Below are 15740 nucleotides of genomic sequence, written 5' to 3' on the forward strand. Positions count from 1 at the left end.
CGGAGTTCGGATGCCGAATTTTGTCCACAGCGTCATCGCGTATATGAGCCGCCATCAACGGCGGGTGTTTCCGCTGATGCGGCGGATGTTCGGCGAAGGGTTTCGCTTCGAGGCCGCTTGTCCCGACGGCACGATGATCCTGGAAGACTACATGGACGAAATGCGTGACGAACCGCGCGCCCATGCCGACCGGCTCTTGGGGTACGCCGCGGCGTGTGAAGGCGGACTGACTCTCTATTTTGAGGACGTGGTCATCGCCCGCCTGCTATACGATGACGGCTGGCACGCGAGGGTTATTCTCGATTTTCTACATGAGGACGATTTCGACCTCATGGAACTGCATCGGCGCTTGGAGCCGGCAGTTGAATATGAAGACATCATCGAAATCATCGACCTGTGTATTGCGTATCTTGGCGGGCTGTCCGACGAAGCGTTTGGCTACACGGTCGAGACCGCCGAGGGGCCACTGCTCGAAGCGGCATCTCGCGACGACCGGCTGGAAATTCGGCTGCTCGACCTGAAGGCTTGGTTTCGCGTCATCCTGTTTCTGCTTAAGCGCAGTGACCCCGGGATGCTGGTGCGCAACCCGTTGGATATGATGAAAGCGGTGGAGCAGGCGCAGGAAACGCTGAGTTTTATGGCCGACCGCTATGAGGAAAACGATCGCACTCTGGTGATTCGCATCGACCGGAGCCGCTTGTTCAGTTGCGGAAAAGGCATTCGACCGAACTTGGGTTCACGTTTCGGATCCACCGCGTTACATTTGGATGTGTTGACGCGTGCGATGAAAACCGCGTTTTCCGGGAGGAATTCATGACCTTCGATCCTGGCGGCTACGGACACGGGGGATACGGCCGCCCGCAGACGCCGCAAATCCGATTCGGCGGCCCGATCACGCCGGTGCTCAAGTATTTCATGATTGCCTGCGCGGGTGTGTTCGTGCTGCAGTTCCTGTGGCGCGGATGGGGCATGACGCCGACGCTCGAAGAGCTTTTCGGGCTCTACACGCCGTATTTTTGGCGCGGTGCTTTTTTCCAAATCGTCACCTATAGCTTTTTACACGGGTCGCCCCTGCATCTCGGTTTCAATCTACTCGTGTTGTGGATGTTCGCCGGTGAACTGGAGGTGCTCTGGGGACGAAAGCGTTTCGCAGCGTATATGATTATTACGGCCGTAGGTGCCGCGCTTTGTCAGTTGCTGTTTACGCCCTTGCTGCCCGTGCCGGTGATTGGCGCGTCGGGCATTGTATACGGCATGCTGCTGGCGTTCGGCATCACTTTCCCGAACCGCATTGTGTTGCTGTTTTTCGTGATCCCCATGCGCGTAAAGTGGCTGGTGATCGGGCTGGGTGTCATGGAATTCATGATGGCGTTCAATCCGGGTTCGCAAACGAACATTGCACATTTGGCGCACCTGGGCGGCATGCTCTTCGGTTACCTGTTCCTACGTTGGGATAAAGTGATTCTGCGCATGCGCGACCGTTATTACCGGCGGAAACTGGAAAAGCGCCGTAAGAAAAACAGCCACATCTTCGTCGTGAAAGACGACGAAGACGAGCCGCCCTACGTTCATTGACCGGTCCTTGACATATCCGCGTGCGAGACAACAAATAAACAAAACGGCCTGCGCCCCTTCACGTAATGGAAATGAATCATGAGCCTTTTTCGCCCCCAACGTTTCCTCTGGTGTCTGCTGGCCCTCTTGGCCCTTCCAGTGGCAGCCGGCGCGGCGCCGATCAAGTACTCGCTCTCGGTCTTCCATTTCAACATTGAGTACGTCATCGGCGGTCTTTACGGCTTCCTTCCCTTCGACCTGAACTACCCGGGGTGGGAAATCGGACCGGACGAAGCCGAAGACATGATCATCGTGGAGAGCTTCGCGCCGGTGCTGGACTTGCTGGATAAGCATCCGGAGTGGACGCTCACGTTGGAGATGCAGGCCTATTTCGTCGAGGTGCTCGCCGAACGCCACCCCGACACTCTCGATCAACTTCGTGACTTGGTGGATTCGGGCAACGTGGAGTTGGTCAGCTTTCACTATGCGGACCAGTTGTTCATCGCCTATCCCTACGAAGACTGGCAGCGTAGCAACGATCGTACGCAAGCGGTGATGGAAGAGCACGGCTTGACGCTTTCGCCGGTTGTGTTCTGTCAGGAGGGGCAGGGCGCTGAGGGCATGGCCCGGCGCATGGAGGAAAGCGGCTACGAAATCATGGCGTGGCCCGTCAACCTCTGGAAGGTCCAACACGGAGAGTGGGATCCCGCTCCGTACTACAACTTCGGCGACGTGTTGCTGGTCACCGCGTCTCGCGACGTGAACGATTCGGTGAACGATGTCTATACGAAGTGGAACTTCCTGAACGACGGCGAACTGATGGCCACCGGCGATTGGGACCCGTACTTCCCGTGGTTCTTCCGTTACCGGGAAGAGGCGGTCGCGGAATACGAAGCGAAGTTGCTGGGACACGAGGCGGACGACTACATCATCGGCGGCATCGGCGAATATGTCGACGCACTGATCGACGCCGGTATTCAGCCTGCCGACCCGCCGCCGCTGCTGGACGGAACGTGGCAGCCGGACAGTACGCGCGGCACCTCGCGTTGGCTCGGCTACCGCGGCCTCTGGGGCAAGGACGAACGCGATAACCACGTGCGTTCGTTTGCGTACATCGCTCACAAGGAGCTAAAGGCGGCCGAGACGATCGCCGCGGCTGCCGGGCTGGATCGCGAAGCCGAACTGGACGAAGCCTGGCGCAACGCACACCGCTCGCAAGTCTCCGACGGCTCGGGCATCAACCCGTATAGAGGCGAGGTTGAATTCTGCATAGCCAGCGCCGCGGAAGCGATTCGCGTGGCGGCGGATATCATCGCAGAAGCGAAGGAAGTGCTCGGCGAAGAGCACGTGTTGATTGACACCGGGTCCGGCAACGTTACGGCCGGTGAATACCATGCGCCCGGCGAGTTGGCGACGGCGGGTCCGTTCGATCTGGCCATCGACGCGCCCGCGCGCGGTTACGAGACGCGTTGGTACAAGGTGTCGGAGAGTCCGACTACGTGGCGCCTGCAAATCGATTTCAGCCGCGGCGATTTCGCCTTTGCTCGCCGCACCTTCGTGCGCTTTCCCGGCACCGGCGACGAAATCAAAACGACGACCGCGCTTATTGACGACGAAATCCAAACGTATTCGCGCAGTGATTTTGTTTTCGATTGGTGGTTCCTACCCGGGCCGATCGGCTTGATCGGTCTTGGCGACGGTTGGTGGGTGATCAAGGACACGTCAACGGTGCACGTCGCGGCGGAGATCACCAGCGCCGACAGTGACGTGACGTTCGAAGACATGTCGGTTCCCTATTTTGAAAGCGCCACGTGGGTTTTCTACGTGCTGGAGGGCAGCGACGACGAAGCGTTGAACTTGGCCGACCGCATTAACGTTCACCCCACGCTGGCTCGATAGGAGGCGACGATGAAACGCTTCATGTGGTTGATCCTACTCGCGGCGCTGCTTCTGGCCATTACCGCGGCCTGTGATAAAAGCGACGACGAGGATAACAACGACGTCTCGGGCAACGACGGCAACGATGACGACGATGACAATGACGACGATAACGATTCCTCGCCACCGCCCCTTATCGGGCAGTACGAGTTCGACTTGACGTTTGAAGTGGATTTCCAGGCCACGCTGCGTACTAAGGTGTTTGGGGACGGGACGCTCGAAGGTGTGCTGGTTCCGCAGAAAGCCTTCGACGTCATCGGAGCCGGCACTTCGCTCTTGGGCACCGGCAACATACTCTCGCTACCCGAAGCACGCGCCCACATGCTCGCGCTGAAACTGCAAGGACCGGCGGTCACCGGCGGCAAGTGCGGCACGCAGCCGATGAGCTACAGCGTGGCGTTGACGGCGCGGGACGGCAATTTCTACTACGTCGGCGGTTTGACGGCTTATTGCGGTGAGGACACTTTCACCGGCAAGCCGGCGCGAGTGATGCGGTTGTCGGGAAAACCCAAAGCGGTCGATTAGCGCGGCGCGGCCCTAATCTTTTTTCGCACGCGCTTCTCGAACTGCAGCCAGCGCCTCCTGGATCGGCAGACCGAGAGCCAACAAGTCTTTGTATTCCGGCTTCGCGCCGACTTCCTTACCCTTGTAGTACGCATGCTTGATACGCACGGGCCCATGCGGCGTCTGCACGGTTTCCACGCGGCGCTCGCACACCGCACGTTCGGTCGCGTAGTAGCGCACGCCCAGAGTCGTCGAGTGCGTGAAAGTCGTCTCCAACAAGAAGTCGAGCGCACTTTGCTGCGCGGTAACCTGGAGCAAAACGCCCGGCCGGCCGCGCTTCATGATCACCGGGATCAACGTGACATCCAGTGCTCCCGCCTGTTCGAGAGCGTCGATCAATGGTTCGTAATATTCGGGGCTCATGTCGTCGATGTTGGCCTCGATGACAACGGTTCGCTCGGTCGTCTCGGGTTGCGACTCGTCTTCGCCAAGCAGCGCGCGCACAACGTTGGGCGGGCCGTCCGGATCGACGCGGGTGCCCGCGCCGTAGCCCACGCCGCGCAAAACCATCGACGGAATCGGCCCAAAGGATTCGGCGAGCGTGGCGATCAAGGCAGCGCCGGTGGGCGTGACGGTTTCGACCGGCTTCGGGTACGCGTACACCGGGACGTCGGCCAGCAGTTTAACCGTGGCCGGCGCGGGTAGGGGAATGATGCCGTGGGCGCTTTGCGTTTCGCCGGCTCCCAATGGCAGTGGGCTGCTGATCAGTCGCGTGATTCCCAAATCGTACAGACCGAGGCAGAAGCCCGTGATGTCCACAATGGCGTCCACAGCGCCGACTTCGTGAAAGTGGATCGTCTCCGGCGAGTGACCGTGAACCGCCCCTTCGGCCTCCGCGAGCCGCCGGAAAACCCGGCGTGCATTCTTTTTGACCTCGGGCGGAAGCGACGAGTCGGCCAGCAGGGCGTCGATGTGCGTCCAATGCCGATGCGGTTGCTCGTCGCCGGATTCCACGCTGAGCAGCGTCGCATGGATCGCGCCGCGCATGACGTGATTCACTTTGATGCCGGCGTTTTCCAAGTGGAGCATATCCAGTAATTCTTCCAAACGCTCGGGCGCGAAACCGAGGTCGATCAGCGCCGATACCAACATATCGCCGGCCGCGCCCGCGAAGCATTCGAGATACAAAACCTTATTCATCGTCCGTCACTCCAAGTTGAGCGATGCGTGTTGCGGCATACGCGGCGCCGAAACCATTATCGATATTGACAACCAGCGTGCCGCTGGCGCACGAGTTAAGCATTCCCAACAGCGCCGCGAGACCATTAAAACTGGCTCCGTAGCCGACGCTCGTCGGCACGGCGATGACCGGACGATTGGTCAGGCCGCCCACGACGCTGGGCAAAGCGCCCTCCATACCCGCCACGACAATCAGCACAGCGGCGCGACGAATCACCTCGATGTTGCCGAACAGGCGGTGTATTCCGGCTACGCCCACGTCGTACATTCGCTCCACGCGATTGCCCATCAGTTCGGCGCTTTGCGCGGCTTCCTCGGCGACGGAGGCGTCGGCCGTACCGGCGGACGCCACGAGCACCGGGCCGTGGCCGCGGGGCGTCACGACTTGCTGCACCAAGCGGGCGCAGCGGCTGACCGGGTCGTAGAGGATTTCCGGCGCGACTTCAATCATCGCTTCGGCGTGATGCGCATTGGCCCGCGTGACCAGCACGTTGCCGCCTTTATCGGCGAGATGGGCGAGAATTTCACCGACCTGGCTCGGTGTTTTGCCTTCCGCAAGAACGACCTCGGGAAAACCGGCGCGCATGGCGCGGTGGTGGTCGAGCTTGGCAAAACCGAGGTCTTCATAAGGCAGGTCTTTGAGCTTCCCCAACGCCTCGGCGACGTCGATGTTGCCGGCGGCCAGTCCCTCGAGAATCTCACGAATCCATTGATTGAAGGCGCTCATCGTTTCTACTCCTGTGAGCCGTGTTCATAGCCGCGGCGGGTGAACTCCAGTGGCTGTCCCCCGCGCAAAAGGCGGATCTCGGAGCCGCGCGTGACGCAGCCGATTTCCGTTAGGCCGGGGATGCGATTGTGCAACTCTTCCAAACCGGTCGGCGGAATGCAAGCGAGCAATTGGTAGTCGTCGCCGAAAGTCGCGGCCGTCTCTATGGGATCCATCTCGAGGCGCGACGCGGTGTGACGGGTCGCCGCGTCTACCGGGAGGCGCTCCCAAACGATGTCGGCGCCGACCCGGCTTGCCTCACAGATATGGCCGAGGTCCTGCAAAAGGCCGTCGGATATGTCGATCATGGCCGTGGCCGCGGGAGCGAGCTGTTCGCCGATTTCAAGCTGAGCGCGCGGGTGGCGGTAGGCCGTGGCGCAGGCCTCCGCGTCGGGATCGCTCAGGCCGGCGCGCAGGGCGCTCAAACCAACTCCCGCCGCGCCGAGCGGGCCGGTGACGACCACGAGATCGCCGACGCGTGCGCCGCGTCGTAGCACCGGCCGGTCGGTCGAACCGATCACGGTGATCGTCAGCGCCAGCGGACCGGGGGTGGTTACCGTATCGCCGCCGACGATATGGCAACCGTGGGATTGGGCGCAGGCGAGCAGGCCGCGCGCCAATTCGAGGTATTGCTCGTCACCGCATTTCGCCGGCGCCTGCAAAGACACCAGCGCGTGAATCGGGCGACGCGGGTCAACCCCGCCGGCTGCCAAATCGGAAAGCGCAACGGCCAGCGCCCGCCATCCGGCATCTTCGTGAGTAATGAGATGTAAATCGAGATGTACACCGTCCACCACCGTGTCGGTGCTAACGAGCGTCTCGCCGTCAAGCTCGAGCACTGCGCAGTCGTCGCCGATGCCGACCGGCGCGCCATCGTGCGCATCGCCGAACAGGTCCCGCGCTTTTTTTATCCATGTGAACTCGCGCACAATCTACTCCTCGCCGAAAGCTTAACGATTATCGTCACGCGATGCGAGCGACTGCAGGTAGCGAAGCACATCGGGCAATTTACTCGTTTTGGAAAACTCCGGCAGGTTGTCCAGAATGCGTCGACCGTATCCCTTGGTATGCATGCGACTGTCGAGCAGAGCCAACACGCCGTTGTCGTCGATCGTGCGAATCAACCTGCCCAACCCTTGCTTCAAGGTGATGATGGCGGCCGGGAGTTGAAAGTCCATAAACGGATTGCCGCCGTCGAGCTTGATCTTTTCGATGCGCGCCGCGGTGACCGGGTCGCTCGGGCTGGCAAAGGGCAGCTTGTCGATGATCACGCAACGCAGGGCGTCGCCGGCGATATCCACGCCGCCCCAAAAGCTTGCCGTGGCGAACAAGACACTTTGCGGCTCGTCCCGCTTGCGCTCCAGCAGTTGGTGTTTAGGTGCCTCGCCCTGAAGCATGCAGGGAAACGGCAAATCGTCGGCGAGGGCTTCGTAGGCCGCTTCCATGTTGGCCAGCGAGGTGAAAAGGCACATCGTCCGACCGCCGGCTGCTTCCACCAACTGGCGGATTTGCGGAATGACGGACTCGAGAAAACCAGGGTTGCGCGGGTCGGGGATATCCTTGGGGAGATAGAATACGCCCTGGCGCCGGTAGTCGAAGCAGGTGGGCAAAATTTCCTCGATGACGCCGTCGTAGGTGATGCCGAGCCGCTGCCGCATATACGTGAAACCGTTTTGCGACGTGAGCGTGGCACTGGTGAACACCACTGCGTGCGTCTGCGCGAACAGCGTGTCCTGCATCGCCTCGGCGAGCTCGATGGGGTCCTTATGGAGGATGACTGCGCGCGGTCGAGTCTCGCGCCAGTAAACGAAACCCGGGTTGCCGATGTCACAGACATCGTCGGTTTCCCGCACCACATTCTGCAATCGCTGGGCGAGGATCGGCAAATCGGCCACGTCGTTGTCTTTACCCAATTCGTTCAAGCGCTTCGCGATTTGCTCCGTGTTCTTTTCCAGGCGAACCAGTAGGTCGCGGATTTCATCGGTCGTGTGTTCCGGACGCAAACGGCCGCCGTCCGCCGACACCTGCGCATAGTGCTGGAAAAGCTCTTCGACAAGGCGGGCGTTGAGGGTCACCAACGTCATCAACGGATGATCCGCGAGCTTGCTCGCCGCTAACATTCGCGACAAGTCGCGTTCCCAGTCGATAAAACGATAGCGGCTCGCGATGGCGCCGAACATGCTGGTGGCGACGTCTTCGATCTGGTGTGCTTCGTCGAGGATTACCGCGTCGTATTCCGGCAGGACGCGTCCCACATCGTTGGTGCTTTTGCGCACGGATAGATCGGCAAAAAGCAGGTGGTGATTGACGACCACGAGATCGGCCTGCACGGCGCGACGGCGCAGGCGCAGTAAGAAGCAGTCCTCGTGGTGGCCGCACGATTGCCCGAGACACGTATCGGACGTTGCGCAAATGTCCCGCCACACGGCGGCGTCGTCCGGCAACTCGCTAATCTCGGCCCGGTCGCCGGTTTCCGTGGTTTCGAGCCAGCGCTCGAGGATCGGCAGCAGATTGATTTCGGACCTGAATTCAAACGTCGGCTCGCGTCGAAACATGGCGAAGCGGTGGTGGCAAAGGTAATTCTGCCGGCCTTTCATGACTACGGCTTTGATCGGCCGGTTCAGTACTTGCTCGGCCAGCGGAATGTCCTTGCCGACGATTTGTTCCTGCAGCGCCTTGGTTCCGGTTGAGATGATCGCCGGCCGGTCGGTCACGAGGGCGGGAATGAGGTAGGCGATGGTTTTGCCCGTGCCGGTCGGGGCTTCGACCAGGACGACTTCATCGTCGGCGAGGGCGCCGGCAACCAACTCGGCCATCCGTAATTGGCCGGGCCGGTGTTCATAGCGCGAGAAGACGCGCGCCAGTGTTCCATCGGGGCCAAAAATCGCCGGTAAATCGTAAGGCAAGATCAGAGCAATTCTTCAATACCGCTTTCACCGACGCGCAGCAGGTACAGCCGTCGGCGGGTATCGCGGGTTTCATCGATGGTCAAATCGCCGGTCACGCCGGCGAAATCACGGACGCGAAACAGTTGCCGTCGCATACCGACGCGGTCGCGCACGTCGTGGCGCATGACATCGCCGATCATCCGCGCGGTGTCGTAACCGACGGCGGCCAGGAAGCTCGGCTCGTGCTGAAAGGTGTCTTCAAAGGTCGAGACGAAACGCGCGACTTCCAGGTTCTGCCGACTGCGCGGAAAGAAACCCGTGACGAAAACCGAACGCGTCAGGTAACTTCCCGCCTTGCGCGCCAGGTCCTCGTCGTTCCACGAGTTGATGCCCAGCAGCATGACGTTCTTCACGCCGTAATACACCAACTGCGGCGCCAGCAACGCGACACGGCGCGCATTGTCCGGAATGAACAACGCGTCGAAATCCCCCTGGGCGCGCAGGTTAGATACGACGTGGCGGAAATCGGTTTCATCGGCGGCGTAGGAGGCGACTGCGGTGATGCGGAAGCGATTTCGGTTCAGCGTGCTTTCGAAGAGGCGGTAGTATCGGCGACCCGGCGCCGTATCCGGATACAAAACGCCGAAGCGTAGGGCGCCTTGGTGGTCGGTGGCGTAACGAATCAGCGTGCGTACCTGCTCGGAGGCCGTGAGGAAATTGCGGAAGGTCCACTGCCGCGCTTCGAGGATGTCTTCGCGAGTTGTCAGCGTCAGCAACGGTACGGCGCGCCGTTCGGCCACTTCGGCCGCAGCGGCGGCGCATTTGCCCAACAACGGCCCCACCAAAGCAAGGATGCTGGGATCGTCGGCCAATTCGTCGACCAGGCGCGCGGCGGTTTCGGGATCGCCCTCCGTGTCGCGGATCACCATGCGGTAATTACCTGCACTCTCGACCCGGAACAGATCGGCACCCTGCATCAGGCCGTGCAGCACTTCGCGGCCGAACACGGCTCGCGATCCCGATAGCGGCAGGAGAATGCCGACGGCGAATTGCGCTTGGGACGGCAGCGGCGCCAAGGGCGTGTCGAGGCCTGCGTCACCTGCGTTCGGAACAACGGCCGTCGGAGTGCGGGATTGAGCGACGGCGAGCAGTTGCTCAGCCTTTTCATAAAAGGGGAAAATCGGCTGTGAGAAGCTGATATCGTTCAGTACTTTTGCCGCTTCGTCACGGCGCGCTTGTGCGATCAAATCCTGCGCGGCGCGGTACCGCGCGAAATCGGCGACGGGCCCGTCGGGCAGGGCGGGAATCAGGGTAAGCAGTTCGGCCGGGGCGAGCTTCTCGTCGATAATCCAGCGCGCTTTTTTCAACGCGTCGATCAGTTCGGCCTTGGACAGATCAACCGGCGCGGCAGCGTAGTAGCGCAACGCCTCGTGGTACTTTTCCGCGGCCGTATAGCAATCGGCCAGTCGCAAGCGAGCGTCATTGACGCGCTTGGCGCCGTCAACATGGATGTAGTAACCGAAGGCTGTGATGGCCGCGTCGTGTTTGTCCAACTGCTGCCGGCACACACCCAGGAAGTAGTGCGCTTCCACGGATTCGGGATGGTCGGGGAAGCGACTGATCATCCATTCGAAATAGTACGCCGATTTGGCTAGTTGCTTTTTCTTGTAATATATCCGCGCGATTTTCAACGCCGCCAACGGGGCTTCCGGGCTCTGCGGGAAGCGCTCGAGAACGGCCAAATAATGCTGTAAGGCCTTTGTGGGAAGGTTGTTGTTGTAATACGTGTTGGCAAGCGTGAAGATCTCCGACGCCTCTTGAGAAGGCACGGTTTTCACAGTACCACTGCGCGGCGCGCAGCCCGCGACAAGCGCGACGAGAATCAAGATCGGGATTAGTCTTCGCAACATACTAGTCCCTCAAGTTGGCGTAACAATTGCGCGGCATGGCGGTTCACCGCGGCCTCGTCACCGGTATGTGCGGCGTGGAACCATTCGTCGGCCAGCGCTCGCTGATTATGATCCAAATCATCCGGCAGATACACGTCGAGGTGGACAATAAGGTCGCCTCGTTTTTTGTGCGGCGGCGAGTGAAAACCCCGCGCCGCGGCCCGCAATTTCGAACCGGGGTAGGTTCCCGGCGGAATGACGATCTCAATCGCCGTGTCGTCGGGAAGCGCCACGGCCGCGCGACCGCCGGAAATGGCAATGCACAGCGGAATCGCTTTTTCGACATGTAGGTCTAAGGCGTTGCGCGAGAAGTGAAGCGATCCGTCGACGCTCACGCTTAGGAACAGGTCGCCGTCTTCGTGCCCGGCTAGGCCTTGATGCCCTTTTCCTTTGGCGCGTAGCAGGGTGTCTGAGTCGACGCCCGGCGGTACCCGCACGGTGACATTCGTTTCCGATGGCACACGTCCCTGGCCGTGGCAGGGGCGACACCGACCGGCGCCGACCACGCCGCGCCCCGAACATTTGGGGCATCGTTTGTGAATCACGCCCGCGATGGGGAAGGTCAGCACGCCGCGACCGTGGCACAGAGGACAGGCTTCGTGTTCTTCCCATCCCGCGCCCTCGCAGTCGACGCAGCGGAGTAGGCGTTCGTACCGCAAGCTCAGTGTTGTGCCGGTGAAACTTTCCACGAAGCTGATGCCGCGGGCCATGTCGATGTTCGCTCCGTCGAGCGAGACATCTTCAAACGGCGCGCGGGCAAGGCGACGGGCGACGGTGAGCAACGCACCGCCGAGGCGCGTGCGGGATTGTGGATCGGTCAGCACATTGGCCAGTCGCCGCAGGGGGGCGGCAAGCAGGAAGAAGCGCAGCGCGTCGTACTGGCGTCGTTGCTTGGCGTCGGAGAGGACGCGGTACGCCTCTGAGACGGCCTTAAATCGTTGATGTGCAGTCGTATCGTCGGTCATGTCCGGATGGGTTTCACGGACCAAGCGCCGATATGCGGCTCGAATCGCATCGGCGTCGGTACGGGGGGTGACGCCCAGGATTTTGTAGTGGTCTTGCAGCATCGTGTCACATATTGAAAAGGGGCACGCCGCAATCGGCCGCGCCCCTTATACAGTTCGAAACGTCGAATTAGGCGAATTCGTCTTCGTCGTCGAATTCGTCGTCAAAGCTATCGTCGAAGTCTTCGTCTTCGATGTCGACACCTTCGTAGCTCGTGGCGTACATCGTTTCGGCCAGCTTGTGACTGGCGCGGTTGAGTTCGTCGATCGCGGCGCGAATAACCCTTGGATCATCGTTTTTCAAAGCTTCACGCAATTCGTAAATCGCGTTTTCGATTTGATCGATCTCGCGGTCCGAGAGCTTGTCGGCATATTCCTTCATGCTCTTTTCGGCGGTGTAGATCAGGCCGTCGGCGTTGTTTTTCAACTCGGCCAGTTCGCGCCTGGAACGGTCGGTGTCGCGCGTGGATTCCGCGTCGCGGACCATCCGGTCGATGTCGGCCTCGGACAAACCGGAGGCGCCGGTGATTTGAATCTGTTGCTTCTTGCCGGTGCCCAGGTCCTTGGCGGAAACGTGGACGATACCGTTGGCATCGATATCGAAGGTGACCTCGATTTGCGGGACACCGCGCGGCGCCGGCGGAATGCCGACCAACTCGAATCGACCAAGGCTGCGGTTATCGACCGCCATGTCGCGCTCGCCCTGCAGGACGTGAACCGTCACCGCGGGTTGATTGTCGGCGGCCGTTGAGAAGACCTGGCTTTTCTTGGTCGGGATCGTCGTATTACGTTCGATAATTTGGGTAAAGATGCCGCCCATCGTTTCGATGCCGAGGGACAGCGGGGTAACATCGAGCAGCAGTACGTCTTTGACGTCGCCGCGCAGAACACCACCCTGAATCGCGGCACCGATGGCGACGACTTCGTCCGGGTTGATGCCGCCGTAAGGCTCCATGGCGAAAATGTCGCGCACGGCCTGTTGGACGCGCGGCATACGGGTCATGCCACCGACGAGAATGATGCGGTCGATTTCCGCCGACGCGAGATCGGCGTCTTCCATGGCTTGCTGGCAGGGGCCGTCGAGTCGCTTAATCAGGTCGTCGACGAGTTCCTCAAGCTTCTCGCGAGTCAGGTTAATGTTCAGGTGCTTCGGACCGCTGGCGTCGGCCGTGATGAAGGGAAGGTTGATATCGGTTTCATATGCCGAGGAAAGTTCGTGTTTGGCTTTCTCGGCCGCTTCCTTCAAGCGCTGCATCGCCATCTTGTCTTCGCGAAGGTCGGTGCCGTGCATCGATTTGAACTCGGCAACCAGGAAATCGATGATGCGCTGATCGAAGTCTTCGCCGCCCAGCAAGGTGTCGCCGTTGGTCGACTTGACCTCAAACACGCCGTCGCCGATTTCCAAAATCGAAATATCGAAGGTACCGCCGCCGAGGTCGAACACGCCGATTTTCTCTTGTTCGCGCTTGTCCAAGCCATAGGCGAGGCTCGCCGCTGTGGGCTCATTGATGATGCGCAGCACGCTCAAACCGGCGATCGTGCCGGCGTCTTTGGTGGCCTGGCGCTGTGAGTCATCGAAATACGCGGGCACCGTGATGACGGCTTCGGTGACCTCTTCGCCGAGATAATCTTCAGCGATCTGCTTCATTTTTTCCAGGATCATGGCGCTGATCTGCGCCGGGGAGTATGCGCGCCCGTTCACCTCGACCCATGCGTCGCCGTTTTCGGCCTCGACGATGGTGAACGGCACCATGTTCATCACATGCTCAATTTCCCTGCTGTGGAATTTGCGACCGATTAGCCGCTTAACCGCGAAGACGGTATTCCGTGGATTGGTGATCGCTTGCCGCTTAGCGACTTGCCCGACAGGGCGCTCGTCGTTTTCGGTAAACGCCACCATCGACGGGGTCGTACGGGCCCCCTCGGCGTTGGCGATTACGATCGGCTCCCCCCCCTCAATGAGAGCCACGCAGCTATTCGTGGTTCCCAGGTCGATACCGATCACCTTGCTCATATCCCTACCTCCTCGCAAACAAACAGTTTGGCCCGAAAGGTTTTACCCCGGCGTTTAGGCTTCCTCGTCATTGGGACCGGGCGGGCTGTTTTCCGGCAACGACTCGCCTTTAGCGTTATCGTTATTCCCTTCCGGATGCATACTCACCACAACCCGCGACGGACGAATCAAACGGTCGAACAAGAGGTAGCCTTTCTGATATTCGCTGATCACAATGTTCGGCGGCATTTCCATCGTTTCCACAGTCGTCAGAGCCTCATGGAAGTTCGGATCGAACTTCCGGCCCTTTGCCGCTACCGTCGTTAACCCTGCGCCACCGAGCGCGCCCAGCAACTGCTTCAAAATCATACGGACCCCCTGCACCATGGCAGCTTTATCCTCGGTCGCGTCCGCATGTTCAATTGCGCGCTCTAGATTATCGATAATCGGCAACAATATCAATATCAAAGCTTCGTTGCCAAAACGTTTTGCAGTTTCGGCTTCCTTGGTCAAGCGTGTACGGAATTTCTCAAACTCAGACTGGAGCTCTCTCAGGTTCGCCATGAGCTCCTGAATTTGACCTTCCTTCTGCTTGACTACAGCCTCGTCGACCTGCTGGTCTGGGCTTCGGAGGTCCTCCCACAAAACGGAACGGAAAAAATCCGCCTCACGCTCGAGACTATACTCCCTTTCCAGCAACTTGGATAGTACCTGCAGGTCTGATTCCAAGCTGGCGCTGGGATCTGCCGCCGGCGAGGAGGGCGCGGTTGCCGGGGCGTCCGCTTCGGTTTCGAGCAAGCCGATTAAATCGGCTAAATCTTCGTCGTCACGTGCCGCAGATTTCTTCCGAGGCTTGGATTTCGGGGCGGCCGTTTCGGCACCGCCGCTTTGTCGGGATTCCGATTGGATTTTTTCCACGGCGCGAAGCGCTTCTTCGAATACCGACTCGGGAATATCGGCGGTCAGACCGTTATCGTCGTTCTTGTCATCAGGCAATTTTCTCGTCTCCGTGAGCGTTCCCTAGTCAACGTACCAAGTCTTTATGTCGTCCTTGTCCGAACCCAGCCCGCCCGAGAAAAGCTTACTTATATATTGCATGAGTCAGAAGGGTGTCAAGACGAAAGCCGTTGCGGTCCCAAGGCCGCGGCCGAACAAGACTTTTTCCTTTTGCTCTAACCTTCCGAATTTTGCCCGGTATTCCTATGTGAACAAAGGGACCGATCTGTATTCTAACTACGATAACTCTATTTGCAACGCCCGTATTTTAATTATCCGGTTGCCCCCCGTGACCCGAAAATGTCTAGCCCGCGGTCGGCATTGACAATCGCTTCTCCCCGGTATTGAGACCGGTCGACACTTACTTGCCAGACATCGCGAGCTATTCTACAGTTTGTGCGGAATCTGGAGTTTACCACTGTTTGGGGAGGGGTATCATGACTCATTGGAAGCTTTGGTTGATTGTCGCGTTAGCGGCGATGATGGCTATGGGAACTGTTCTCGCCGCGTGCGGCGACGACGACGACGATGATGACGACGCCGTGGATGATGACGCCGTGGATGACGACGCCACCGACGACGACGCCACCGACGACGACGCCGGCGGCGAGTGCGGTCTAACGGAAATTTGCGAGTTTGTCGTCGAGAACGTTTGCGACGACGGCCACTGGAGCACGCAGGAGTTTTGCGAATCCACATGGTACGACCCGTGCGGCGACATGGACGAAGTGGCGTACGAGGCTTGCGTCTGCGCCTGCATCGGCGACGCGACCAGTTGCGACGACTTCTACAACGACTGTGAATTGGCTTGCTGGGAAGCTAACTGCGGATAAGACAAAACCTGCGATATTGAGTGAAAAGGCCGCGGATTTCCGCGGCCTTCCTTATTGCGTGACGGTGGGGCGAAGG

General features: G+C 59.9%; 13 protein-coding genes. 5 read left to right on the forward strand and 8 right to left on the reverse strand.

What is annotated here, in order from left to right:
• Window positions 1-10: 10 nt before the first annotated feature.
• From P9L99_16095 to P9L99_16110, 4 genes are all read left to right on the forward strand, one after another.
• Window positions 11-817, forward strand: coding sequence for a hypothetical protein (locus P9L99_16095; GenBank protein MDP8224881.1), 807 nt, complete (start codon window positions 11-13; stop codon window positions 815-817).
• Complete coding sequence (locus tag P9L99_16100) at window positions 814-1575, forward strand: rhomboid family intramembrane serine protease (protein ID MDP8224882.1); 762 nt, start codon at window positions 814-816, stop codon at window positions 1573-1575. The genes P9L99_16095 and P9L99_16100 overlap by 4 nt, the downstream gene beginning before the upstream one ends.
• A gap of 78 nt (window positions 1576-1653) precedes the next feature.
• Entirely contained in the window at window positions 1654-3453 is a 1800-nt protein-coding gene (locus tag P9L99_16105) for a hypothetical protein (GenBank protein ID MDP8224883.1), read from the forward strand.
• A 9-nt stretch (window positions 3454-3462) separates the two neighbouring features.
• A complete protein-coding gene (locus tag P9L99_16110) occupies window positions 3463-4017 on the forward strand; it encodes a hypothetical protein (protein ID MDP8224884.1) in 555 nt (184 codons plus the stop codon).
• Window positions 4018-4029: 12 nt separating this feature from the next.
• Here P9L99_16110 and larC read toward each other — a convergent pair whose 3' ends face one another.
• The 8 genes from larC to P9L99_16150 form a co-directional block, all read right to left on the reverse strand.
• A complete protein-coding gene (larC, locus tag P9L99_16115; GenBank protein MDP8224885.1) occupies window positions 4030-5196 on the reverse strand; it encodes a nickel pincer cofactor biosynthesis protein LarC in 1167 nt (388 codons plus the stop codon).
• Window positions 5189-5962, reverse strand: a complete 774-nt coding sequence (gene larB, locus P9L99_16120; GenBank protein ID MDP8224886.1) for a nickel pincer cofactor biosynthesis protein LarB — start codon at window positions 5960-5962, stop codon at window positions 5189-5191. Before larB ends, larC begins: the two co-directional genes overlap by 8 nt.
• Before the next feature lie 5 nt (window positions 5963-5967).
• On the reverse strand, window positions 5968-6930 hold the full coding sequence (thiL, locus tag P9L99_16125; GenBank protein MDP8224887.1) for a thiamine-phosphate kinase: 963 nt from the start codon (window positions 6928-6930) through the stop codon (window positions 5968-5970).
• Between the two features lie 21 nt (window positions 6931-6951).
• Window positions 6952-8907, reverse strand: coding sequence for an ATP-dependent DNA helicase (locus P9L99_16130; protein ID MDP8224888.1), 1956 nt, complete (start codon window positions 8905-8907; stop codon window positions 6952-6954).
• Window positions 8908-8909: 2 nt separating this feature from the next.
• A complete protein-coding gene (locus P9L99_16135) occupies window positions 8910-10799 on the reverse strand; it encodes a penicillin-binding protein activator (protein ID MDP8224889.1) in 1890 nt (629 codons plus the stop codon).
• Window positions 10784-11905, reverse strand: a complete 1122-nt coding sequence (locus P9L99_16140) for a DnaJ C-terminal domain-containing protein (GenBank protein ID MDP8224890.1) — start codon at window positions 11903-11905, stop codon at window positions 10784-10786. Before P9L99_16140 ends, P9L99_16135 begins: the two co-directional genes overlap by 16 nt.
• A gap of 67 nt (window positions 11906-11972) precedes the next feature.
• Window positions 11973-13856, reverse strand: coding sequence for a molecular chaperone DnaK (gene dnaK, locus P9L99_16145; protein ID MDP8224891.1), 1884 nt, complete (start codon window positions 13854-13856; stop codon window positions 11973-11975).
• A gap of 54 nt (window positions 13857-13910) precedes the next feature.
• The gene (locus tag P9L99_16150) at window positions 13911-14831 is read right to left on the reverse strand and encodes a nucleotide exchange factor GrpE (protein ID MDP8224892.1); all 921 of its coding nucleotides are present in this window, start codon (window positions 14829-14831) and stop codon (window positions 13911-13913) included.
• Between the two features lie 437 nt (window positions 14832-15268).
• Between P9L99_16150 and P9L99_16155 the strand changes: the two genes are divergently transcribed.
• The gene (locus P9L99_16155; GenBank protein ID MDP8224893.1) at window positions 15269-15664 is read left to right on the forward strand and encodes a hypothetical protein; all 396 of its coding nucleotides are present in this window, start codon (window positions 15269-15271) and stop codon (window positions 15662-15664) included.
• The last annotated feature ends 76 nt before the right edge of the window (window positions 15665-15740 follow it).

It is taken from the genome of Candidatus Lernaella stagnicola, from assembly GCA_030765525.1.
Taxonomy (GTDB): Bacteria; Lernaellota; Lernaellaia; order Lernaellales; family Lernaellaceae; genus Lernaella; species Lernaella stagnicola.

Excerpts from the sequence above, each read along its gene's own strand:
- P9L99_16095 (MDP8224881.1), top strand. The coding sequence starts at position 11 with ATGCCGAATTTTGTCCACAGCGTCATCGCGTATATGAGCCGCCATCAA.
- dnaK (MDP8224891.1), bottom strand. The coding sequence starts at position 13,856 with ATGAGCAAGGTGATCGGTATCGACCTGGGAACCACGAATAGCTGCGTG.
- larC (MDP8224885.1), bottom strand. The coding sequence starts at position 5,196 with ATGAATAAGGTTTTGTATCTCGAATGCTTCGCGGGCGCGGCCGGCGAT.
- P9L99_16110 (MDP8224884.1), top strand. The coding sequence starts at position 3,463 with ATGAAACGCTTCATGTGGTTGATCCTACTCGCGGCGCTGCTTCTGGCC.
- P9L99_16135 (MDP8224889.1), bottom strand. The coding sequence starts at position 10,799 with ATGTTGCGAAGACTAATCCCGATCTTGATTCTCGTCGCGCTTGTCGCG.
- P9L99_16140 (MDP8224890.1), bottom strand. The coding sequence starts at position 11,905 with ATGCTGCAAGACCACTACAAAATCCTGGGCGTCACCCCCCGTACCGAC.
- larB (MDP8224886.1), bottom strand. The coding sequence starts at position 5,962 with ATGAGCGCCTTCAATCAATGGATTCGTGAGATTCTCGAGGGACTGGCC.
- P9L99_16100 (MDP8224882.1), top strand. The coding sequence starts at position 814 with ATGACCTTCGATCCTGGCGGCTACGGACACGGGGGATACGGCCGCCCG.
- P9L99_16105 (MDP8224883.1), top strand. The coding sequence starts at position 1,654 with ATGAGCCTTTTTCGCCCCCAACGTTTCCTCTGGTGTCTGCTGGCCCTC.
- P9L99_16155 (MDP8224893.1), top strand. The coding sequence starts at position 15,269 with ATGACTCATTGGAAGCTTTGGTTGATTGTCGCGTTAGCGGCGATGATG.